This window comes from Streptomyces scabichelini (assembly GCF_011045015.1).
GTDB lineage: Bacteria > Actinomycetota > Actinomycetes > Streptomycetales > Streptomycetaceae > Streptomyces > Streptomyces scabichelini.
On the sequence record NZ_JAAKZY010000009.1, the window covers coordinates 1 to 21,981 of the forward strand.

Below are 21,981 nucleotides of genomic sequence, written 5' to 3' on the forward strand. Positions count from 1 at the left end.
CACCCCCGCCCTGCGGGGACCGCCCCCGCCTTCAGGAAAGGGATCTCGCCCGTGAACGACATACAGGGGAACGTGCCGCTGTCCGGACGGACCGTCGTGGTGGCGGGCGCGACCGGCGGCATCGGGGAGGGGATGACTCTCGCGCTGCTGCGCCAGGGAGCCACCGTCGTAGCTACCGGCCGCAGCGAGGAACGACTGGCCGGCCTCGTGGCTTACGCCAAGGACGCCGGTGAGGGCACCTTGATCACCCACACGGTCGATGTCGGTGACGCGGACAGCGAGTCGGTGCGCGCCCAACTGTCCGCGTACGGTGCGCTGGACGGTGCCGTCATCACTATCGGCGACTGGGGCAGCCCGGAGCGCACCGGCATCCTCGAGACATCCGACGCCGAGTGGCAGTCGATGATCGCGTCGAACCTGACGAGTCATTTTCACGCGTTGCGAGCGCTCACCCCGCTGCTGTCCCGGGACGGTGCCCTGGTGCATCTGAGTGGGTTCAGCGCGGAGATCCCCTACCCGTTCGCTGCACTCGTGGGCGCGACCAACGCGGCGAAGAAGTCGCTGGTGAGCTCCCTCACGGCGGAACTGGGCGGCGCCGGTCCCCGTGTCCACGAGCTGATCATCGGGCCCATCCGCACCCGCCCGCGTGCCGCGATCGGAGCGGACAGCCCCGCTTGGTTCAGTGCCGAGGACCTCGGCCGGCACGCGGGCCGCCTCATCGCCGGCGACGGCTCACACACCAAAGACCCGCTCCAGTACCTGGTGACCCGCGCCCACGGTGTACGGACCACACCGCCGAAGTGACGGATGCACGCAAGCCCCTTCATCCACACGGACAACGCGGAGCATCGATGAAGACCCCCGCCAGCCCACCGCCTGCACCCAAGCACACATTTCCCGAGAGCCTTGCCACGGTCACCATCCGGCCCGGCGACCGTGAATACGACGCCGTACGGCACACCTACACCCGCCTCGGATCCCCAGCTGCCGTGATCCGCGTCCGCGACCACCAAGACATAGCGGACACGCTGGCTCATGCCCGCACCACCGGGGTTCCCGTGACCGCCCGTAGCGGCGGCCACGGCATCAGTGGCCGTTCCACCAACGACCAAGGCATGGTCATCGACCTCTCCCGGCTCAACACCGTGGAAATCCTTGACAGCCGGTCCGGCCTGGTACGCGTGGAAGCGGGAGCCCGTTGGGGAGACGTCGCCGCAGCACTCGCACCCCACGGCCTGGGGCTGTCCTCCGGAGACACAGGAGATGTCGGGGTCGGCGGACTGGCAACCGCCGGCGGTATCGGCCTCATGTCCCGTCTGCACGGTCTGACCATCGATCACATGCGTGCCGCCGAACTCGTCCTGGCCGATGGGTCTCTCATCCGCACCGACCCCGAACACCGCCCGGACCTCTTCTGGGCCGTGCGCGGGGCGGGAACCAACTTCGGGGTGGCGACGGCCTTCGAGTTCCAGGCTCAGCCGGTGCGCGATGTGATCGTCGCCATGACCGTCTACGACGCCGCCGACACCGCCGCGTTCCTCACCCGGTGGGCGGCAGCAGTGGAGGCGGCCCCCCGCTCGCTCACCAGTTTCCTGACGCTCGTCGCAGGTCCCGGCGGGAGAGCAGCTGTGGCCCAGGCGATGACCGTGTACGCCGGCACCGACGCGACGCAGGCCCGCGCGGCTCTCGCCCCCCTGTTGTCGGCCGGGCCGGTCCTGCGCAACCATGCAACCGTCACTCCCTACCACCGGCTGCTGCCCGCCGGACACGAGCCGCAGCACGCGCAGCAACCGCTCACCGTGTCGCGCTCCGGACTCCTGGACCACATCACCCCGCCTGCCGCCCAGGGCATGGCAGCGCTCATGAAGGCGGCTGGCATGGTGCAGCTGCGCTCGGTCGGCGCAGCGGTCAACGACACACCGTCCACGGCCATGGCCTACTCGCATCGCACCCAGAACTTCTCCCTGATGGCCGCCACCGTGCCCGCACTGCGCGACGGACTCGACGAGCACTGGGAACGGCTCCAGCCGCATGTGAACGGGCTCTACCTGAGCTTTGAAACGCGTACTGGGCGGAGACAACTGCAGGACGCCTTTCCCGGCCAGGTACTCGACCGGCTGGTCTCACTCAAGGCGCAGTACGACCCCGACCACGTCTTCGACAACAACTTTGCCCTGCCGTCGGTGCCATTCCCGCACTGAAGCCGAGGAGATGACCACCCGATGCCCAGCACACACCTGACCGAAATCCAGTCCATCCCCACCTCCGGTGCACGAGGCGTCGAGCCCTTCGACCTGGACGGCATGCATCTGCTCGCCATACCGCAGCTCGCCTATGACATGCCGGACACCCCGGCGGACATGAACGGAGGAGACAGCGACACGGATCTGCTGTTGCTCAAGCGAGGGGAGCGAGGATACGAGCCGTTCCAGCGCGTACCGGCGCCGGGCGGCGAGGACGCGGAGTTCTTCCGTATCGGCGACCGTGCCTTCCTGGCCGTGGCCAGCATCCGTACGGGCAACGGCCCGTACCGGTATGCCACCTCGTCCCATGTCCTCGAATGGGATGGCACCTCCTTCGCCGAGTTCCAGTCCTTCGACAGTTTCGCCGCCAAGCAGTGGAGGCACTTCACGATCGAGGACCGGCATTTCCTGGCCCTCGCCCAAGGGGTCATCCTTCCGGAACAGGAGGCCGACAACCGGCCTTCGCAGATCTTCCTCTGGGACGGTGAACGCTTCGCCCACTTCCAGGACATCGACTCGCGGTGGGCCTACAACTGGCACGCCTTCACCGTCGACGGTCACCATTTCCTGGCGCACGCCGAGCACGTGGGCCCGTCGGTGCTCTACCGCTTCGACGGTGAGGAGTTCCGGCCCCACCAGGAGCTGGCCGACCGGCACGGCCGCGCGTTCGCACACTTCACCGCGGACGGCGACACCTTCCTGCTGGTGGCCCGGCTGCAGAGCGACTCGCAGCTGCTGCGCTGGGACGGCACCCGTTTCGTCGTCCATCAGACACTGCACGGACCGGGAGCACGTGAATTCGCCGTCGTGCCAGGTCCGGACGGGACCGTGTACATCCTCCGCGTGAACTTCGTCCTGGGCACACCGGCAGAACCGACCACCGACCTCGACTCCGAGATCTACCAGTGGCGAGACGGGCAGCTGGTGCAGACGGAGACCTTCCCCACGACGGGTGCCACCGACGCCGCCACCCTCCACGACGAAGAGGGTCTGCTCATCGCCGTCTCCCACAGCCTCACCGCCGACGTGCGCTTCGCCGCCCGTACGGTCCTCTACCGCTTCACCCTCTGAGTTCTCCGATTCCTGTGTCCCGCTCCTCCACCAGCGACAAGGAACGTCCATGACCGCCAACGAAAGCCCCGAGCTCGTCGACCTGTTCACCACCTACACGGCCGGTCCCACCAGCATCGGCTCCCACCTCACCCGTACCGCGGCCTCCGACACGGCCGACGCGCCACTGATCGTCGCCACCGGCACCGACTTCGCGCTCTACCCCGGCGGCGGCAAGCCCCCCACGGTCGAGGGCTTCCGCTTCTCCACCAAGGGCTTCAAGGAACTCGCCGGGATCTCCCACCTCGGCCCCGCCCTCGCCACCCTGGTGCAGCTGCGGAAGAAGTACGGCGCCCTCGGCTGGCGCGCGGACGCGGAGCGGCTTCTGGCCCAGGTGCGGCGCAGCCGGGAGGCGAACAGCGTCGAGCTGTGGCGCGACACCATTGCGGTCGAGACCTACCGCGGCCGTGAGCAGGCCATCACCGACATGGCCGACTACACCTTCGCCGTCACCGACCGCTTCCTCAGCGCGGCTCTCGATGACGAGAGCCGTCTCGATGCCGCCACCCTGCGCGGCGAGTACCTGGAAAAGGGCAGTGCCGAAGGGCACGGAACCATCATGCACATGATGATCGCCACGTTCTTCCTCACCGGGTTGGACATCTCACACCGGATCATCAGCTGGTTCCGTGAGCAGGAGATCGACTGGAGCCGGGCCATGGCGGTCATCGCCGGCAAGCAGGGGCGTCCCACCGCCGGTGTCACCTGGAACACCTCCAGCGTCGCCACCATGCTCCTGGGCGCCTCCGGCTACCAACTGCCTCTCGAACGCCTCTACATGGCACCCCACGCGCCCACCTTCACCACGCCGCCCAACGGTGACCTGTCCGAGGTGGCAGCTCTGGAAGAGCCGCTGCGCCAGATCTGGTCCAACACCCGCGCCACCGTGGAACTCGGCGATCTGATGTTTCCCGGACTGCCTCGCTACGCCCCCGGACACCTCACCCTCCCAGACATCTCCGACTCGTCCGTCAACGAGATAAGCGAGATGCCCGTCATTCACGGCGCGAACGACTGGCGCGCCATGACGACCCGCCTGCGCATGGTGCTGGAGGACCCGAGGCAGCTGCTGTCCGGCTCGGTCACCGACTTCGCCGTCAGCCAGCTCGTCGCCGCCGACAACGATCCGGCCAAGGTGACCGTCCCCGGCCTGGACAACGTCACCTACCCGACCGGCCTGTGATCACCGCAAGCGGAAGGTCCCGTGCCGCGGTACCTTCCGCCCGAAGCCAGGAGCACAGCACATGCCTCCGTTGACCTTCGACCAGGCCCGCCATCTCGACGTGGACGGCGGCCGGATCGCCTACTACGAGACGGGCACCGGCCACCACCCCGTCGTATGGGTGCACGGCCTGCCTCTGGACTCCCGCTCCTGGGCCGCCCAACAGGAGTTCTTCGACCCTCACGCCCACAACGTCTTCCTCGATCTACGCGGCTACGGGGCTTCCGACAAACTGCCCCCCGCCGTGGACAGTGTCACCGCGCTGTACACCGCCGACCTCGCCGCCCTCATCACCCACCTCGGCCTGCAGAGCCCCACAGTGATCGGTTTCGCCTCCGCAGGGCACGTCGCGCTGAGATTCGCCGCTCAACACCCCCAGCTGCTGGGCAAGCTGGCCGTCCTCAACGGCTCACCCAAGTTCCGTCGCAGCGACGACTGGCCGTACGGCTTCGACGACATCGGCATCGCCCACTTCACCGATGCCGCCCGTGACAACGGAATCGCGGGACTCACCGACGCAGTTCTCGACCCGGGCCTGGTCTTCGCCGATATCAGCCCTGCCCGAGCCGCGGAACTCGGCTCGTGGTTCCGCGACATGAGCCACAACGCGGGCGTTGCGACCCTGCTCGGCTTCTTCGACAACATCTCACTCGACGACGACCGTCACCTGCTGCCCGCCATCACGGTCCCCACCCTGGTGATGAGCAGCACGATCGGCCAGGAGGTACCTTCGAGCGTCTCCCTCTACCTCCGCCGGACCATCCCACATGCCCGTCTGGCCGAACTCCCCGGCGCCGACCACTTCGCCTTCGCCACTCGCCCCGACCTCGTCAACTCCCTACTGCTCTCTTTCATCGACGATCGCCCCGTACCCGGCCCGTGATCAGTGACCGCTGGTCCGTCTGCGGTCTTCGTCGAGGTCGGCTCCGCGGAGGCCTTCCGCCACGAGGATCTTGCCTCCCGTCTGTGGGTTTGCGGCGTGCATGCCGAACTCCACGTCCGGCCGGCGGTTTCCACATCTTCGACGGCGCCACCCCCGCCGCTGCCCTCTCGGCAGCGGATCTTGCCGCCCGCTCCGTCTGGGGGCGCCGCACCCTGGGTCTGATTTCCGGACACCCGCCGATGCCCATGCCCGCCTACGAGTGGCGGGCCGGACCAATTTCCCCGCCGACCTCCAAGAACGGAGTTCTCATGACGATGGCTATCTGGCGCAACCCGAGCAGCAGCAGAAGCTCGAATGGCTCGACGGGGGAACGTTCTCCGTGCTGCTCGACAAGGAAGCCACCGAGGGCAAGCTGACCGTGGGCCGCTTCGACGTCGCCAAGGGCGAAGCCCCGCCGTTCCACCTGCACACCCGCGAGGACGAGGTGTTCATGCTGATCAAGGGCACGGCCCTGGTCTGGTCAGGGAGGAGGAACACGAACTGCGCGAAGGCGGGATTGTCTACCTGCCCCGCAACGTCCCACACGCCTACCGCATCACCTCCGACCGCGCAGACCTCCTGATGATCGCCACACCCGGCGGCATCGAGGGCATGTTCCGCCACGCCGGACGCGACCTCACCACCCCAGCCCCGACGGCTTCGAAATCCCCACATCCCTCCTGGCGGAAGCATCCGACCTCTACGGCGGCGTCATCCTCGGCCCGCCGCGCTGAACCGCTCACGGACCCGAGTGCCCGTGCCGGAACAGCCGCCCCCTGGCTGCCACCCGGTCGCCTCCGAGCCGACGGCGGGCCCGTTTCCTTTCCCGCTCCCGACCACCGCGGCCGACGTCAAGCAAGCGCCGGTCGCTCAGGAGACTTTCATGCCCCTCCCTGTCCTGTTCGGCGCAAACGTAGATCCGAACGCCCTCCCCGTCGGCCGCTCCAGTGAGCAGGCACTATTCATCGACAGTCTCGGCCTTGACCTTCTCACCATCCAGGACCACCCGTATCAAGCGGCGTTCGACGACACCTGGACACTGCTCACCTTCCTGGCCGCGCGGACGCGACATGTCACCCTCGTCCCGACGGTCAGTTCCCTGCCGTTGCGTCCGCCGGCGGTGCTGGCGAAGGCTGTGTCGACCTTGGACAGACTGACCGGCTCCCGGGTCCAGCTCGGCCTGGGTGCCGGCGCTTTCTGGGAAGCCATCGAAGCCATGGGCGGCTCCCGTCGCACGCCGAAAGAGGCCGTCGACGCACTTGAAGAGGCGATCACCGTCATCCGGGCCATGTGGAGTGGCGAGCGCAGTGTGCGGACGCACGGCGCGCACTACTCGCTGGCCGGCGTCCACCCCGGTCCGGCGCCGAGCCCCGGTCTGGGGCTGTGGCTGGGCTCGTACGGGCCCCGCACGCTGGCTCTGACCGGTGCGAAGGCGGACGGCTGGCTTCCCTCGCATGCCTACCTCGGACTCGACGCACTGCCCACGGCTGTCCGCCGCATCGACGACGCAGCTCTGGCGGCGGGCCGCGATCCGGACACGATCCGCCGGGTCTACAACATCGCCGGTGTCATCCAACCGGAGTCGGCCGGCCCGTTCCAGGGGCCCGCCGCCCAGTGGGCCGAGCACCTTGTCGCGCTCGTGCGCACCGTCGGGATGAACGGGTTCGTCATCTGGCCCGAACGAGACCACACCCGACAGATCAGCGCGTTCGCCGCCGAAGTCGTACCCGCAGTCCGCGAAGCGCTCGCACGGAAGACCTGACCACCCCGTGTCCTCGGGCCGGGCACCACCTCTGACACAACGGCACCGGCTGTACCCGTCACAGTCCTTCCCTCCCCAGCGCAGCGTCTTGCTTCTCACCGACCACCGCTCTTCGCCGAAATCGTCGTGCGGCCGCTCGACGCTGCCCAGTCGGACGCCCTGCTCGCAGCGCGAGGCGTCGCCTCGGAGCACCGCCGCGCTCGGATGACGTGGAACGAAAATCCGGTGCTGTGTGACGACGGGCGGGTCATCTCTCCTGCATCGCACGGTTTGCCACGGACAACTTGTCCGTGGATAAGTACGGCCTTCATCCGGTTCCTGGTTCACGCGATGCTTGATCAGTCGAGCACAGGAGGGCGTATGTGGAAACAGCCATCCGCCCGCCGCGCGTGTCCAGTTAGCGAGAACGTCGGCGTTATCGGCGTGGGCAGTGCTGAGCCCGAGTGAACACTGCAAGACGCAAAGACCGGGCAGCGGTGCAAGGCAGGGTGGGAGGCAGGAGGACGGCACCGCCGCCCACCAACCTCGATGGACCAGCCATGACCATCCTGCAGCCCCCTCGAATCGAGGAGCAGGCACGCCGCCCCGAATCCACACCGAAAAATCCACAGCCCTCACCCTGACGCGAAGGAGAGTGAGCGTGTCCGTCGAAAATCCCGAGCCTGATAGACCTCTCACTGCCGAGGCCACTTCGGCACCGTCTCGACGCACGTTCATCACTACGGCCACGGCCGTCTCAGGGGCCGTCGTCGCCGGCGGACTGGTCACGGCACCGGCTGCCCTGGGCGGCCGGAGGGCGGTGGCCGCCGAAGGGCCACCTGGAAGCACCGTTCACCTGTCGATCAACAGCGTCCGACACACTGTCACCGTCGACAACCGCACCTCTCTGCTCGACCTGCTGCGCGAACACCTCGACCTGACCGGTTCAAAGAAAGGCTGCAATGCCGGAGCCTGCGGCGCCTGCACCGTCCTGGTCGATGGCCACCGCGTCAACTCATGTCTGACCCTGGCCGTCCGGCTGGACGGCGCCGAGGTCACCACCATCGAGGGACTGGCAGACGGCGACCAACTGCATCCCTTGCAGCAAGCGTTCATAGATCAGGACGCCTATCAGTGCGGCTTCTGCACCTCGGGACAGATCGTGTCCGGTGTCGCCTGTATCAAGGAAGGCCACACCGGAACGTCCGACGAGATCCGGGAGTGGATGAGCGGGAACCTCTGCCGCTGTGGCTGTTACATCAAGATCGTTCGCGCGGTCGAGCAGGCCGCGGGCCAGAACTGAGGTGGACGATGCACCCCTTCACCATCACCAAGGCATCCGACACCACGGAAGCCCTCGAGGCCGGTGGGCGCGGCGGCCGATACATAGCCGGCGGCACCACCCTCGTCGACTTGATGCGCGAAACCGTGGAGCGCCCTGATGTCCTGGTCGACATCACCGCTCTGCCGCTGCACGATGTGGACCGTACCGAGGACGGCGGCTTACGCATAGGCGCCTTGGTCCGCATGGCGGAAGCCGCAGCTCACCCCGCCATACGTGACAGCTACCCGGTCATCTCCCAGGCGCTGGAGCTGAGCGCCTCCGCCCAACTGCGCAACATGGCCACCATCGGCGGGAACATGATGCAGCGCACCCGCTGCACGTACTTCCGGGACGTGACCGCCGACTGCAATAAACGCGAGCCGGGTACCGGCTGCGCCGCACTGAACGGCTTCAACCGCAGCCATGCGATCCTCGGCACCTCCGACCAATGCGTGGCCACACATCCGTCCGATCTGGCTGTCGCGCTCGCCGCGTTGGAGGCGAGCGTCCACCTGATGGCTCCGGACAAGGGCAGGCGCACCATCCCCATCACGGACTTCCTGCTTCAGCCCGGCAGCACGCCTGACCGCGAGCAGGCACTTCAGCCAGGTGAGTTGATCACATCGGTGGAGATTCCTGCCCTGCCCCGCCCGCTGAAGTCCGGGTATCTGAAGGTCCGCGACCGCCAGTCCTACGAGTTCGCACTGACCTCGGCCGCGGTGGCCCTCCACATCCGCGGCGGAACGATCCTCGATGCGAAGGTCGCCGCCGGCGGTGTGGGCACAGTGCCCTGGAAGCTGCCGGCCGTCGAACAAGCCCTCATCGGCGAGCATCCCTCCGCCCGGCTGTGGCACAAGGCCGCCGGCCATGCGGCCGAAGGCACGCACCCCCTCAGGCACAACGGCTTCAAGGTTGAGCTGCTCAAACGTACCGTCGAGCAGCAACTGCGCACCGTCGGAGGCACCTCATGAGCCAGCCACAAGCCGCCGTCGGCGCGTCCGTGGCCCGGGTGGACGCACGGCTGCGGGTCACCGGGAAAGCGAAATACGCCGGCGACAACAACCCCGACGGCGTCGTTCACGCAGTCATCGTCGACAGCAGCGTCGGCCGCGGCCGCATCACCGCCGTCGACGCAGGTCCCGCCCTCGCCCAGCCCGGTGTCCTCACCGTCATCAGCCACCTCAACGCGCCCAGGCTTCCGCCCGTCGAAAGTAACGGCTACCCACCAGGCGAGCCGCTGAGGGCCTTCCAGGACGACCAAGTGCGCTTCTTCGGACAGCCCGTCGCGGTCGTGGTGGCCACGACACTCGAGGTCGCCCAGCACGCCGCGAGCCTGATGCAGGTCACCTATCACGCCGAGCGCCCCTCGACCGACATGAGCGCGGCGCCTCCCGCCGACGACCCCGAGACCTATGCACGGGGCGACGCGGACCAGGCACTGAAATCCGCCGACGTCCAGCTCGACCTGGCGTACCGGATGGCCCGCCAGCACCACAACGCGATGGAACCAGCCGGCATCGTCGCCCGCTGGGACGGGGACAAGCTCACCCTCTGGGAGAAGACCCAGGCGGTCCAGTTCGCCACGTTCAACATGGCAGGCGAATTCGGGATACCGCCGGAGAACATTCATGTCATCTCGCCCGTGCTCGGCGGTGCCTTTGGCAACGCCTTCCGTACCTGGGTGCACTCCGTCATCGCGGTCATGGCCGCCCGCCAGGTGGGCCGTCCCGTCAAACTCGTACTCACACGCAAGCAGTTGTACTTCGGGATCGGCTACCGGCCCGCGTACTCATATGGGCTTCGGATGGGCAGCGACCGGCGGGGCCGTCTGACCGCTGCCGTGCACGACGTCGACTCCGAGACATCCAGCTATGAAACGCACCTGGAGGACACTCTCGTCCCCGGGCGGATGCTCTACAGCACGCCGAACGTCAAGCAGATCCACCGGTCCGTCCCCCTGGACGTCAACACACCGACGTGGATGCGCGGCCCGGGATACTCCAGCGGTGCCTACCCCCTGGAGTCGGCGATGGACGAACTCGCCCATGAGCTGGGCATGGACCCGATCGAACTGCGTCGGCGCAATGAACCCTTGGACGACCAGTCCAACGGTCTTCAGTTCTCCACCCGCCGCTTGCGAGAGTGCTACACCACCGGCGCCCGCGCATTCGACTGGAAACGGCGGAGCTTGAAACCCGGCTCCAGGCGCGACGGCGACTGGCACCTCGGCATGGGCATGGCCGCCGGCGTATATGACACCCAGCGCGCCGCAGCCCAGGCTTCCGTGCGGCTGAATGCCGACGGCACCGCCCTGGTCCAGTCCGGGACCAGCGACATGGGGCCCGGCACCGCCACCTCCATGACACAGGTCGCCGCTGACGCCCTGGGCCTGACCATGCGCCGGGTGATCTTTCGGCTCGGCGACTCGACCCTGCCTCCGGCCGCGGGACACTTCGGATCGCAGACCATGGCGAGCGTCGGATCCGCCGTGCAGGACGGTTGCGACAAGCTGCGGAAAAAGGCCATCGCCCTCGCCGTCAGAGACGAGGGCTCTCCGCTGCACGGGGCCGACACCGCCAATGTCGAGGTGCGCGGCGGCCGGCTGTACGTAAAGGACGCCCCGGGGCGGGGGGAGACGTACCAGCGCCTGCTGGCCCGCAACAACTCCGCCTACCTCGAAGTACTCGGCTCATGGGCTCCGCCGGAAGGACCCGCAAGGTACTCCCTGTACGCCTACGCGGCGACGTTCGCGGAGGTCGCCGTGCACTCCCGGCTCGGCCTGGTGCGGGTCCGGCGCATGCTGGGCGTCTACGACGCCGGTCGCATCATCAGTCCCGCGCTCGCCGACAGCCAGGCACTCGGCGCAATGATCGGCGGATTGGGCGCGGCCCTGCTCGAACACACGATCACCGACCATCGCGACGGCCGAATCGTCAACGCCAACTTCGCCGACTACCTCGTTCCGACGCATGCCGACATACCCGATATCAGGGCGATCTACCTGGCGGGCGGCGAGGACCGCATAGCCGACCCGATCGGCGTGAAGGGACTAGCCGAGATCGTCTGCATCGGTGTCACGCCGGCCATCTCCAACGCCGTCTTCAACGCCACAGGCCGGCGCATCCGCCAGTTGCCCATCACCCCCGAGCTCCTGCTCTAGCCCGGGGGCTGATGGGTTCGCCCGGTTCGGCAACGAGGGACGCGACCCCTGATGATCAAGGTTGTCGAATCCTTTGATCACGAACAGGGGACGCGTTCGCGTGTCATCTTCCCTGATCGGTGTCCTGCAGCGCCACCACGAGGACATCGACTCCGCCTCCCCGGATCCGGAATCGCAGCAGTTCACCGCCCTGGCCGAAGTGCTGGGGCGAATACCCGATCCCCGGCGGGTCCGGGGCCGCCGCTACCGCCTAGCCCCGCCTGATCACAAGGCCTTCCTTTCCGTATCCGATTCCCCCATCCCCGCAAGGAGCGCACCATGTCCGACTCCCCCGACCTCGCCCTCATCCGCCGGGTCTACGAATCCCGAATGGCACCCGAGGTCATCAAGGAGGTCATGCCCCCGGACTTCGTCTGGGACATCACCCCGGGCTTTCCGAACAGCGGCGTGTACCACGGCTGGGACAGCGTGGCGAAGGACTTCTTCGGCACGCCGATGCCGAACATCGCGTCCTTCGGCGCGGTGCCCGAGGAGTTCTACGCGGACGACGAAGGCCACGTCTTCGTGTTCGGGCACTATCACGCCGAGACCAAGAGCGGGGACAAGGCCGACGTCCGGTTCATCCACCTGTGGACCGTCCGTGACGGCAAGGCCGTCAGCATGCGGCAGGTCGCCGACAGTCACATCCTCCAGGAAGCCCTCAAGGGCTGAGACGCCATTCGCTAATCGATCACGGGGATGGCTTGGTCGAACAGGGTTCCTGATCGGGTGATCGCGCGAGGTAAGCGACGTTCGCGCCGGGACCGCGAGCACACTGCAGCTCACCGACGCCGAGTCCGACAACCTCCACGTCCTCGGGTGTACCGCACCGGTCCAAAGCCGACTGCACCGGCACGACGTCCGCCACTTGCCGATGACGTGGAATGAACATCTGGTGCTCTGTGACGACAGGCGGGTCATCTCTCCTGCATCGCATGGTTTGCCACGGACAACTTGTCCGTGGATAAGTACGGCCTTCATCCGGTTCCTGGTTCACGCGATGCTTGATCAGTCGAGCACGGGAGGACGAGATGAATCGGGTACTGCCGGCCGACTAACTTCGGGTACGCCGGGAGGTGCTGCAGCCGGAGGACGTCAGACTTCCCTGCGGCCGGACCACACTGCTACGCGATCCGGCTGTAGTAATCGACCGACGTACCAGCCAGCTCGGCCACCTCCTCGAGTTCACGTCGTACTGCCAGCGGCTGGTGGATCCGGAGCAGGGCCAGAAACTGTTGATCTTCTCCACCATGCCCGGCTCACCGAGCCACGAAAAACTCCGGTCCCTGGCACCCGCAGGCGCCTGGCCTCGCCGGCTGCCGGTCGGCTCACACATCGAAGTTGGTGCTTCGAAAGCGCAGCACCTCACGCATATCGAGAGACAAGGGTTTTCCCATGAAGGCAGTGCGTTTCCACGAGTACGGCGACCCGAGCGTCCTGCGTTATGAAGACGTGGAGCAGCCCGTTCCCGGCGTCGGGCAGGTTCTGGTGCGGGTCGCCGCGACATCGTTCAACGGCGTCGACGGCAACATCCGCGGGGGCTTCATGCAGGGTCCCATCCCGGTGACGCTGCCGCACACTCCCGGCATCGACGTCTCCGGTACGGTCGAAGCGCTGGGTGAGGGCGTGGCCGACCTCGAAATCGGCGACCGGGTCGTCGGCTTCCTGCCGATGGCGGGCGATGGCGCGGCCGCGGAGTACGTGGTGGCTCCGGCCGGGATTCTGACGCCGGCGCCCACGAGCATCCCGCTTCCCGATGCCGCCGCGCTGCCGTTGGTGGGTCTCACGGCCTGGCAGGCGCTGTTCGACCACGCCAAGCTGACGGCGGGCCAGCGCGTGCTGATCAACGGCGCGGGCGGAGCGGTCGGCGGCTACGCCGTGCAGCTGGCCAAGAACGCCGGCGCGTACGTGATAGCCACCGCCGGCCCGCGCAGCAGCCAGCAGGTCGAGACGGCGGGCGCCGACGAGATCATCGATCACACCACCACCGAGGTGACCGAGGCGGTGACCGAGCCGGTCGACGTCGTGCTCAACCTCGCGCCGGTCGACCCGTCGCAGCTGGCCGCGCTGCCCGCCCTGATCCGTCCCGGTGGAGTGCTGGTGAACACCACGGTGTGGATGCCCGCACCCAGTGACGAACAGCGCGGCGTGCGCGGCATCGACCTGTTCGTCCGCAGCGACGCCCACCAGCTGTCGCGGCTGGTGGCACTGATCGACTCCGGCGAGCTGCGCGTCGACGTCGCGCAGCGAGTGCCGCTGGCGGAGCTGCCGGCAGTCCACGCCCAGGCCGCCACGGGCGAGTTGCACGGCAAGGTCGTCATCGTCGCGCCCGCCGCCTGACACCGGCCGACCAGCCTCGAAAGGAAATGACCATGACACTGTCCCTGGATCCCGAGATCGCCGAGGCGCTGGCCCCGATGGCCGGCGCGATGGCCGAGGTCAAGCCGCCGGCGGTGGGCGACATCGCGGGCCGCCGCGCCATGTGGGAACCGATCATCGGCGCCGCGGGAGCCGCGCAGCCGATCCCGGCCGACGTGACGACCCACGAGCACTCCGCGACCGCAGACGACGGCACACAGATCAAAATGCGCTGGTACGTCAAGGACGGCGCCGAGCCCGGCCCGGCCGTGCTGTTCTTCCACGGCGGCGGATACGTCTTCGGCCACATCGACCTGTTCGACGGTCCGGTCTCCCGCTACGTGTCCTCCAGCGGCGTGCCGATGCTGTCGGTCGAGTACCGCCGCGCCCCCGAGCACCCCTTCCCGACACCGCTCGAAGACGCCTACGCCGCACTGCGCTGGTTGCACGAACACGCCGCCGAGCTGGGCGTCGACGTCAACCGCATCGGTGTGATGGGCGACAGCGCCGGAGGCGGCATGGCAGCGGCCCTGACGATCCTCGCCCGCGAGCGTGGCGGCCCGCGGATAGCGAGGCAGATCCTGCTCATGCCGATGCTCGACGACCGCACCACCACACCCGACCCCCACATCGAGCCCTACCTTCTGTGGTCCTACGACGACAGCCTCACCGCATGGCCGGCACTGCTCGGCAAGGCCGCCGGCGGCCCCGACGTCCCGCCCACGGCAGCTCCCGCCCGTCTCGAGGATGCGGCCGGCCTGCCGTCGGCCTACATCGAGGTCGGCCAACTCGACGTGTTCCGCGACGAGGACACCGCCTACGCGACCAAACTCAGCCGCGCCGGCGTGCCGGTGGAGTTCCACCTTCACCCCGGCGTCCCGCACGAGTTCGACTCCATCGCCTTCGGCGCCGACGTCGCCCGGCGTGCCATCGCCGATCGGGTCCGGGTGCTCAAGTCGATCTGAGCCGTGACCAGCGGCCTGCTGTCACTTACCAACCCACGTCTCCAGCCACATATCGCTGCACTACCTCAACGACTGGCGGCGACAGGCACGCGATACGGAACTTGAACCGTTGTCAGGAGTGAAGCAGGCACTCGATGTTCAGGCCGGTGGTCGGGTCACTCACATCACGAATCTGCTTGCTTCCCATTCGAAGCATTTCATGTTCGTTAATGCTTCACAGTGGATTCACATCGCCAAGACAGGAGAACATCGATGTCCGACAAGAAACCGATCGCGGGGAAGAAAACGACCGAGCCTCAGGGGGCCGCAGTGGTCCAGGCGATACCCCTCCTTATCGGCTCAACCGACAACACTGTTCCGATCACAGTCCAGCGGCGAACTTCGGTGGCGCCCGCCAACGCGTTCCGATTGATCGTTCCCATCGACCTGTCGAGCGTTTTCCACCGGGTGGCACCCTTTCCCGGTGTCAAAGGTGTGGCAAACCAGACCGAAGCATGGGATCACGTCGGTCCCACCAGGAACCCGCAGTTCGACGACGGGTCACAGGCCGACGAACAGTTGATCGAGTACACGGAAGGCTCGAGTTTTGCGTATCAGCTGACGGGATTCACGAACATCCTCTCTCGGCTCGCGGCAGGCGTTCGAGGTGAATGGAACTTCAATCCCGACGGCGATGGCACCCTCATTCGGTGGACCTACGAATTCAAGCCTCTTCCGGGTCGTCGCTGGATTCTCGCCGGTCCATTCACTCCCCTCTGGCGCCGATACATGGTGGCCGCCCTCGCGAGGTGCCTGCAAGTGATCGAATCGGAAGAAAACCGCTCGTAGGCGTAGTTACCGAGCCCTTCGCAATCCAGGGTGCAGTCGTGGCCTGAAGCCGCCACTTTCCAGCAGGGATCTGGCGATGTAGCTGGTGAGGCTGCGGAATCCGAGGGCGGAGCCGCGGAGGTGTTCGGGCCGTGTTGATGGCCTCGTACTACAGCCTCAGATCTTCGTGGTGTGATCGGTTGTGCGGGTGGTGGTCGGCAGGGGCGGAGGCGTGCGGTAGCGGGTCGCCGCGCCGTTTGTAGTGGCTGGCGGTTGCCCGGGTTTGATGGAGGGCTCGCCAGTGGTGCTGCTGCAGGTGGTAAGCGGGCTAGTGGTGGCCGGCGGGGGCGGTGGCGGCGAGCACGCCGGCGAGTGCCGGGACGGTCAGGCGGATCAGCGGTAGGCGCTGGTCTCCCTGGTCTGTCCGGATTTTCCCTGCTCATCGTCCTGATCAACTTCGTGATCGGAGACCGCGTCGTTCTCCGGTGCGGCTTGCTGTTCGGGGTGCTGGGCGCGTTGGACGGTCAGGAAGGCCAGGGCGAGCATCGCGCAGGTGACGTGACGGTTCCCGGAGTTCCAGCGGCGGACCTGGTACTGGCCCAGCCCGGTGATCTGTTTCGCCTGCTCGTTGTTCTCTTCGATCTTCCAGCACACTCCGGCCCGGCACACGGCCTCCGGCAAGGCGGCGTCGCGGCGGTGGTGCACGAGGAAGTAGGCGTACTCGAAGTCCACGCGCCCGCCCGCGAGTTGCTTCTTCCTGGTGGAGCGGCGGATGAGCAGATGATGGGCAAAGCCGTCGGCGGGCTCCTGGCCGGGCAGGACCACGTCGAACCAGCCCAGTCGTAGTACCGCTGCCCCTTGGAGCCCTTGCCCTGGCTGCGGCGCTCCCACTGGTCACACATGATCGCGTAGTGCAGCAGGTCGCCGACCTGTGCGACGGCGGGCTGGTACGGCTTGCCGGGCGGGCCGGCCACCGGCAACGTGACTGGTACCCCCCGCACGTGTCACTACCCCGGGACTCGGGCCACCGCCCGTACGTCGTGGCTTTGCCGCCTGGTGGAGCCGGTCGCGGGCGAAGAGCAGATACAGGGGACGACGAAAGGCAGGGCCCGGCATACTGCCGGGCACTGCCTCGGATCACGGCGCCGACGGCACGCCGGACCCGTTACGGGCGGGAATGGCTGTGACGGCTCCGAAGCGGGTGCCGTCACAGCCTGATCAGCTGTTCTCACACGGTTGGTTCTCGTGCGTCAGCTGATCCTCACCTACACAGCTCGTCGTCGATCAGGTCGTTCTGGGTCTGCTGGCTGGACGAGTCCGAGGAGCCGTCGCCGGACGCGTTCAGGACCACGCCACGGCGGCCGTCAGCGCTGAATCCGTTGCGGGTCGTGTAGCCGGGAATGTCGCCGCCATGACCGTAGTAGACACCGCCGCAGGACAGCGGGACCTCCATCAGGCCAAGGCCGTAGCGCGCGCCGGCCCACCCGGGATCCAGCTCCGAGGCCCGTACAGTCGTCTTCATCGCCGCCAGCTGCGCGGGGCGCAGCAGCTTGCCGCCCAGGAGCGCCTGGTAGAAGCGGCTCAGATCGGCCGTCGTACTGATCATGGCGCCCGCCGCGCCCCCGGCGGAAGGGTTGAGCGCGGTGACGTCGATCTCCGGGCCCGCCTCGTCGAAGGCGGAGTAGCCGTGCAGATGGCGGCCGGGGATCCGCGAGTCCGTCGTCGGAGCGAGGGTGTCGTGCAGGCCCAGCGGGCGGACGATTCGCGCGCTGACCTCCTGGGTCCAGTCGTTCCCGGTGATCTTCTTGATGATCATTCCGGCGAGGACGTAGTTGGTGTTGGAGTAACTCCAACCGGTGCCGGGCTGGAAATTCGGGGCGTGCCGCATGCCGATGGCGGCCAGCTGCTCGGCGGTCCAGGTGGCGTAGCGGTTGGCTTGGTATCCGGCCTTGCTGGCGAACTCGGGGAAGTCCGCCGTGTAGTCGAACAGTCCGCTGGTGTGCTGGAGCAGCTGCCTGACGGTGAGCTTGCTGCCATCGTTGCCGTTGCCGGAGACCACTCCGGGCAGCCAGTGCTCCACGGTGTCGTCCAGCGACAGGCGTCCCTCGGCGACGAGTTGCAGCACCACCGTGGCGACGAACGTCTTGGTGGTGCTGGCGATCCGGAACCGGTCGCCGGGACGTGCACGGTCCCCAGTTGCTTGGTCGGCCACCCCTCCGGTGGTGCTCCGGGTACCGTGTGGTCCGGTCGAGCGGACCACCACCCCGGCGGTACCCGTCTTCATGATGGTGTCCACGTGTGCCTGCAGCGCCGTGCTGTCTGACGCGTGGTGCGTCCCGCCGCGCACCGAAACGGCTGCGGTCGCGCCCTCGGCGGGAACTGCCAGGGCAATACTGGCCAGCGCGGCCGCCAATGTCGTGGTCACCACACGGGAGATGAGTTCGGTCTTCATCGGTCGCGGACTCCTTGCGTTCGTTCAGGCCACCGCCCTGACATGACCATCACGCTAGGAACTCCGGCCGTGCGCCACGATCAAGCAGGCGGGCCGACCGGTGGAGGTGCGGCCACCCCGGAACGGGTAGCGCCTGCTGTATTGACCGGGCCCCGGCCCTGGTGGAGGAGTTTTCGACCAAGAGAGAACCGTCCCCACCAGAGCCTTCGCATGCTCGCCCCTTGCTGCTCGCCGCCGGATAGCTCCGCCAGGCCGATGGCTCAGCTGGCCGGCCAGTGCGACCCGCTCCGCCAGCGTCCGCAGCCAGTCGCGGTCCGCCGTCGGCCCGCCAGCCTCAGCGGCAGCGTGATGCTGTCCTCGTTGGAGAGGGAGGGGACCAGGTCAACGTTGGAGAGGGAGGGGACCAGGTCAACGGTCTCGGGGGAAATTGAGATCTGGGCGTGCTGGTCTGGTGGTTCGGCTGGTGGGTGATCAGCAGGCGGTGTCGCGGACGAGGACGAGCTCGGTGCTGGTCTGTCGGCGGGTTGCGCGCTGGGTGGATCGGTCGGAGACGAGACCGGCGATCGCGGGGTGGGTCTCGGCGTAGGTGTGGCGCCGTCCGGTGAACCTGCGCAGGGGCGCCCACTGGCGGAGCTCGGCGTTGGTGTGCTCGACGCAGATCCGGGCCGAGGACTGGCGGCGCCTGGCCTCCTGCCAGGCGTACTTGTCGCCGTCGCACGCCTCGTCCGCGGGCTTCTTCGGCGGTGCGCTGACCTGGCCGGGGAACTGCTTGGCCAGTCCCTGGTACCCAGAGTCGACCTTGGCCTTGACCGTGGGACGGGTCCGGAACTGCTCGGCGATGCCTGCGGTGCGCAGGGCGGTCTGATCGTGCATGCGGCCCGGCCGTACCGCGCCGGACAGCAGCGTGCGGCCCTGGCCGTCGCTGAACGTGGTGGTCCTGATGGTGTTCTGCCTGCGCTTGCCGGAGACGAGCGCCCGGCGGCCCGGGCGGGGCCTGAGGGCGGCGGACCTGAGTCTCGGCCCCGTCCATCCGCAGTTCGACGCCCTCGGCCTCGGCATAGGCGAAGACGTCCGCCAGGGTCTTCAGCCGCAGTCCCGCCCGGTCGGGCACGGCGAACCCGCGGGCGGCGAGGAGCGGACGGACCTGACGGACGGCCTCGGAGACGGTGGAGCGGTCCACGGCGAACAGCTCGGCGAGCACTGCGTGGGGCAGCTGGTGGCGCAGATGGACCAGGGTGACCAGCAGCCGAAGAAGACCAGCTTCGGCTTGCGCCCAGCCCCTTCCGCCCGCCGGTGCGGGCCACCCCGTACCGCACGCAGCGCGGACTGGCGGGCCGCTTCCCACGGTCCGGCGAGTTCGGCGAACAACTCGCCGAAATGTGCGCGGGAGACACCAGACAGGGCAGGATGGGAACAGACCGCACGGGCCCAGGTCAGCTTCGCAACTCAGCCAACCCGTGCGGTCCTTCTCATGTCACGGCCCGAACGGGGGTGATCGAAATTTCCCCCGAGGTCGTAAGCCTGGGGCCCGAACCCGACGCGTTACCGGCGCAGTTGGGTACGGCGGGACTCGTTCAGCCCGGCGATCTCGTGGCCGTCGATGCAGAACGCTTCCCGACGTCGGGGAGTCGAGCCCGGCGGCACAGTGCATCAGCGTGGTCTTGCCGGAGTCCGAGGGGCCCATCACGGCGAGGAAGGTGCCGCGTTGCACGGTCAACGACGCGTCGTCGAGGGCGCGTACGCTGCCCGGGTAGGCCGTGCTGACGCCCGCCAGAGCGATGGCGGGGGCGCCGACGGCAGTGTTGGCGGCGTTCATCGCCGGCCGCGCAGGTTCCGTACGACGAGAGTGCCTGCGCACAGGACGGTGATCGCGCCGCACACCAGGTGCACCCAGGTGTCGGCGCCGCCGAAGGAGGCCGTCATGTTGGCGAGCGCGCTGGCCACCACCACCATCCAGAGCAGGGTGCGGGCGATGTCTCCGGAGCTGAGCCGGTCGGTGGGATCGGGGGTCGTCGTGTGCTGCATGGGGGCTGCTCCCGAAGTCTTGTGGGGTGGTTCTGCGGTGGCCGTGTGCCGTTCCTGCTGTCGTCACCGACGCTATGGATCAGCACCTCTGGCGGCCGATCCCGCAGCCCGCCCGGTTCGGGGTACAGCAGGCTGTACTGCCCCGCCGCTTGGGTGACGGCGAACTCGCCTGCATCGCATGGTTTGCCACGGACAACTTGTCCGTGGATAAGTACGGCGTTCATCCGGATTCTGTGGCGGCATAGGGTCGTTCACATGACGGCGGGCAGGAGTGGAGCGGCAGACCGGCGCGAGAGCCGCGAGAGCTTCAAGGGCATCGCGCTACGGAGCCTGAGCGCTGCCGATGTGTCGATCGCCCAGCTGGCGTCCGGGCTCAACACGGCTCTGCTCGCCATCCTGTTGCTGCTGTGGCTGACTTTCACTGCCGCGACGAGCGTCGTCGGCGTCGGACTGCTCATGGCACCCGCGCTCCTGCGCACCCTGCACGCCCTGGCTGACCGGGAACGCGGCCGGCTCGCCCGCTGGGGCCCCGAGGTCGCCGCCCCGGAGCCCCCGCCCACGCGGCTGCGGGCCGCCCTCGTCGACCGCACCACCTGCCGCGAACTGGGCTGGCTGGTCCGGCACTCCACCGTGGGGGCGCTGCTCGGCCTGCTCGGCGTCCTGCTGCCGGTTTTCGCGGTGCGGGACACCGCTTTCCCGCTGTACTGGACGTTCATGCCCGAGGGCGCGACTGCCACCTCCGTGGGCATCGGAAACGCGCACACCTGGCCGGAAGCCGTCGCTGTGACGCTGCTGGGCGTGGGCTGGATCGCCATCATCCTGGGGCTGACGCCCCGTATGGCCCGGCTCCAGGCGGGCCTCGGGCGACGGCTCCTGTCGGCCGGTCTCGACGTCGATCTGTCCCTGCGCGTCGCGGAGTTGACCGCCACACGTGCTGCCGCCCTGGACGCCCACGCCACCGAACTGCGTCGCATCGAACGCTCGTTGCACGACGGTGCGCAGAACCGGCTCCTCTCCGTCGCCATGCTGATCGGGGCGTCCCGCCGCATGGTGACCCGCGATCCGGCGGGCGCCGACGAACTCCTGGAACGCGCCCAGTCCGCCGCCGAACAGGCGCTGGCCGAGCTGCGTACCGTCGCCCGCGCCATCCTGCCGCCGGTGCTGGCGGACCGAGGCCTCGCGGGCGCGCTCGCCGGTCTCGCCGCGAACTGCGCGGTGCCCTGCCGGATCGACGTGGACGTGCCCGAACGCCGCGCCGCCTCCGTCGACGCGACCGCCTACTTCGTGGTCGCCGAGGCCCTGACCAACATCGCCAAGCACAGCGGCGCCCGGCACGCCGTCGTCACGGCACGCGGCGGCGGGGGCCGACTCGTACTGTCCGTCGAGGACGATGGCAGGGGCGGCGCCGGGGGCAACTCCCGGGCTTTCGGCGCCGGAGGAGAGGACGGCGGCTCCGGGCTTACCGGCATCCGTCGCCGCATCGCGGCACACGACGGCGGCCTCACCCTGACCAGCCCGCCCGGTGGCCCGACCGTCCTGACAGTGGATCTTCCCTGTGGATCGTGACGACCGGAGCCCGACCTGTGGAGCCCGACCTGTGGATCCTGTGGAGC

At 68.1% G+C, this 21,981-nt stretch carries 19 protein-coding genes and 2 pseudogenes; 15 read left to right on the top strand and 6 right to left on the bottom strand.

The window, feature by feature from the left end; genetic code table 11:
- Positions 1-51 precede the first annotated feature (51 nt).
- From G5C60_RS04625 to G5C60_RS04695, 14 genes are all read left to right on the top strand, one after another.
- Positions 52-804 (top strand): SDR family NAD(P)-dependent oxidoreductase, encoded by a 753-nt coding sequence (locus tag G5C60_RS04625; RefSeq protein ID WP_051745869.1) that lies wholly within the window; start codon positions 52-54, stop codon positions 802-804.
- Positions 805-851: 47 nt separating this feature from the next.
- Positions 852-2,201 carry an FAD-binding oxidoreductase gene (locus tag G5C60_RS04630; RefSeq protein ID WP_165254954.1) on the top strand — a complete coding sequence of 450 codons (1,350 nt, stop codon included), beginning with the start codon at positions 852-854 and terminating at the stop codon, positions 2,199-2,201.
- Positions 2,202-2,222: 21 nt separating this feature from the next.
- On the top strand, positions 2,223-3,314 hold the full coding sequence (locus G5C60_RS04635; RefSeq protein ID WP_165254885.1) for a hypothetical protein: 1,092 nt from the start codon (positions 2,223-2,225) through the stop codon (positions 3,312-3,314).
- Between the two features lie 49 nt (positions 3,315-3,363).
- Positions 3,364-4,536, top strand: coding sequence for a DUF5624 domain-containing protein (locus tag G5C60_RS04640; protein ID WP_165254886.1), 1,173 nt, complete (start codon positions 3,364-3,366; stop codon positions 4,534-4,536).
- Positions 4,537-4,597: 61 nt separating this feature from the next.
- Positions 4,598-5,458 carry an alpha/beta fold hydrolase gene (locus G5C60_RS04645; protein ID WP_165254887.1) on the top strand — a complete coding sequence of 287 codons (861 nt, stop codon included), beginning with the start codon at positions 4,598-4,600 and terminating at the stop codon, positions 5,456-5,458.
- 259 nt (positions 5,459-5,717) lie between these two features.
- Positions 5,718-6,080: a cupin domain-containing protein gene (locus G5C60_RS04650; RefSeq protein WP_241266521.1), complete on the top strand. Its 363-nt coding sequence runs from the start codon at positions 5,718-5,720 to the stop codon at positions 6,078-6,080.
- A gap of 300 nt (positions 6,081-6,380) precedes the next feature.
- A complete protein-coding gene (locus tag G5C60_RS04655; protein WP_165254888.1) occupies positions 6,381-7,259 on the top strand; it encodes an LLM class flavin-dependent oxidoreductase in 879 nt (292 codons plus the stop codon).
- 640 nt (positions 7,260-7,899) lie between these two features.
- Complete coding sequence (locus G5C60_RS04660; protein ID WP_165254889.1) at positions 7,900-8,541, top strand: (2Fe-2S)-binding protein; 642 nt, start codon at positions 7,900-7,902, stop codon at positions 8,539-8,541.
- An 8-nt stretch (positions 8,542-8,549) separates the two neighbouring features.
- The gene (locus G5C60_RS04665; protein ID WP_165254890.1) at positions 8,550-9,533 is read left to right on the top strand and encodes an FAD binding domain-containing protein; all 984 of its coding nucleotides are present in this window, start codon (positions 8,550-8,552) and stop codon (positions 9,531-9,533) included.
- Positions 9,530-11,722: a xanthine dehydrogenase family protein molybdopterin-binding subunit gene (locus tag G5C60_RS04670; RefSeq protein ID WP_165254891.1), complete on the top strand. Its 2,193-nt coding sequence runs from the start codon at positions 9,530-9,532 to the stop codon at positions 11,720-11,722. The genes G5C60_RS04665 and G5C60_RS04670 overlap by 4 nt, the downstream gene beginning before the upstream one ends.
- 318 nt (positions 11,723-12,040) lie before the next feature.
- Positions 12,041-12,433: a nuclear transport factor 2 family protein gene (locus tag G5C60_RS04675; RefSeq protein ID WP_165254892.1), complete on the top strand. Its 393-nt coding sequence runs from the start codon at positions 12,041-12,043 to the stop codon at positions 12,431-12,433.
- 723 nt (positions 12,434-13,156) lie between these two features.
- Positions 13,157-14,101, top strand: coding sequence for an NADP-dependent oxidoreductase (locus G5C60_RS04685; protein WP_165254893.1), 945 nt, complete (start codon positions 13,157-13,159; stop codon positions 14,099-14,101).
- A 32-nt stretch (positions 14,102-14,133) separates the two neighbouring features.
- On the top strand, positions 14,134-15,084 hold the full coding sequence (locus tag G5C60_RS04690; protein WP_165254894.1) for an alpha/beta hydrolase: 951 nt from the start codon (positions 14,134-14,136) through the stop codon (positions 15,082-15,084).
- A gap of 252 nt (positions 15,085-15,336) precedes the next feature.
- The gene (locus G5C60_RS04695; RefSeq protein ID WP_165254895.1) at positions 15,337-15,912 is read left to right on the top strand and encodes an SRPBCC family protein; all 576 of its coding nucleotides are present in this window, start codon (positions 15,337-15,339) and stop codon (positions 15,910-15,912) included.
- Between the two features lie 372 nt (positions 15,913-16,284).
- On the opposite strand, the gene G5C60_RS04700 is transcribed toward G5C60_RS04695, so the two are convergent.
- The 6 genes and pseudogenes from G5C60_RS04700 to G5C60_RS04725 form a co-directional block, all read right to left on the bottom strand.
- Positions 16,285-16,782: a hypothetical protein gene (locus G5C60_RS04700; RefSeq protein WP_165254896.1), complete on the bottom strand. Its 498-nt coding sequence runs from the start codon at positions 16,780-16,782 to the stop codon at positions 16,285-16,287.
- A 370-nt stretch (positions 16,783-17,152) separates the two neighbouring features.
- A complete protein-coding gene (locus tag G5C60_RS04705; protein ID WP_165254897.1) occupies positions 17,153-18,343 on the bottom strand; it encodes a serine hydrolase domain-containing protein in 1,191 nt (396 codons plus the stop codon).
- 471 nt (positions 18,344-18,814) lie between these two features.
- Positions 18,815-19,402 carry a transposase family protein gene (locus tag G5C60_RS53540; RefSeq protein ID WP_338145692.1) on the bottom strand — a complete coding sequence of 196 codons (588 nt, stop codon included), beginning with the start codon at positions 19,400-19,402 and terminating at the stop codon, positions 18,815-18,817.
- Between the two features lie 118 nt (positions 19,403-19,520).
- Positions 19,521-19,688, bottom strand: a pseudogene (locus G5C60_RS53545) (helix-turn-helix domain-containing protein); the annotation flags it as partial.
- Between the two features lie 200 nt (positions 19,689-19,888).
- A pseudogene (locus tag G5C60_RS04720) lies at positions 19,889-20,159 on the bottom strand (ATP-binding cassette domain-containing protein); the annotation flags it as partial.
- On the bottom strand, positions 20,156-20,368 hold the full coding sequence (locus G5C60_RS04725) for a hypothetical protein (protein ID WP_165254898.1): 213 nt from the start codon (positions 20,366-20,368) through the stop codon (positions 20,156-20,158). The gene G5C60_RS04725 and the pseudogene G5C60_RS04720, both read right to left, overlap by 4 nt.
- A gap of 255 nt (positions 20,369-20,623) precedes the next feature.
- On the opposite strand from G5C60_RS04725, the gene G5C60_RS04730 reads away from it, so the two are divergent.
- Positions 20,624-21,934 carry a sensor histidine kinase gene (locus G5C60_RS04730; RefSeq protein WP_165254899.1) on the top strand — a complete coding sequence of 437 codons (1,311 nt, stop codon included), beginning with the start codon at positions 20,624-20,626 and terminating at the stop codon, positions 21,932-21,934.
- The last annotated feature ends 47 nt before the right edge of the window (positions 21,935-21,981 follow it).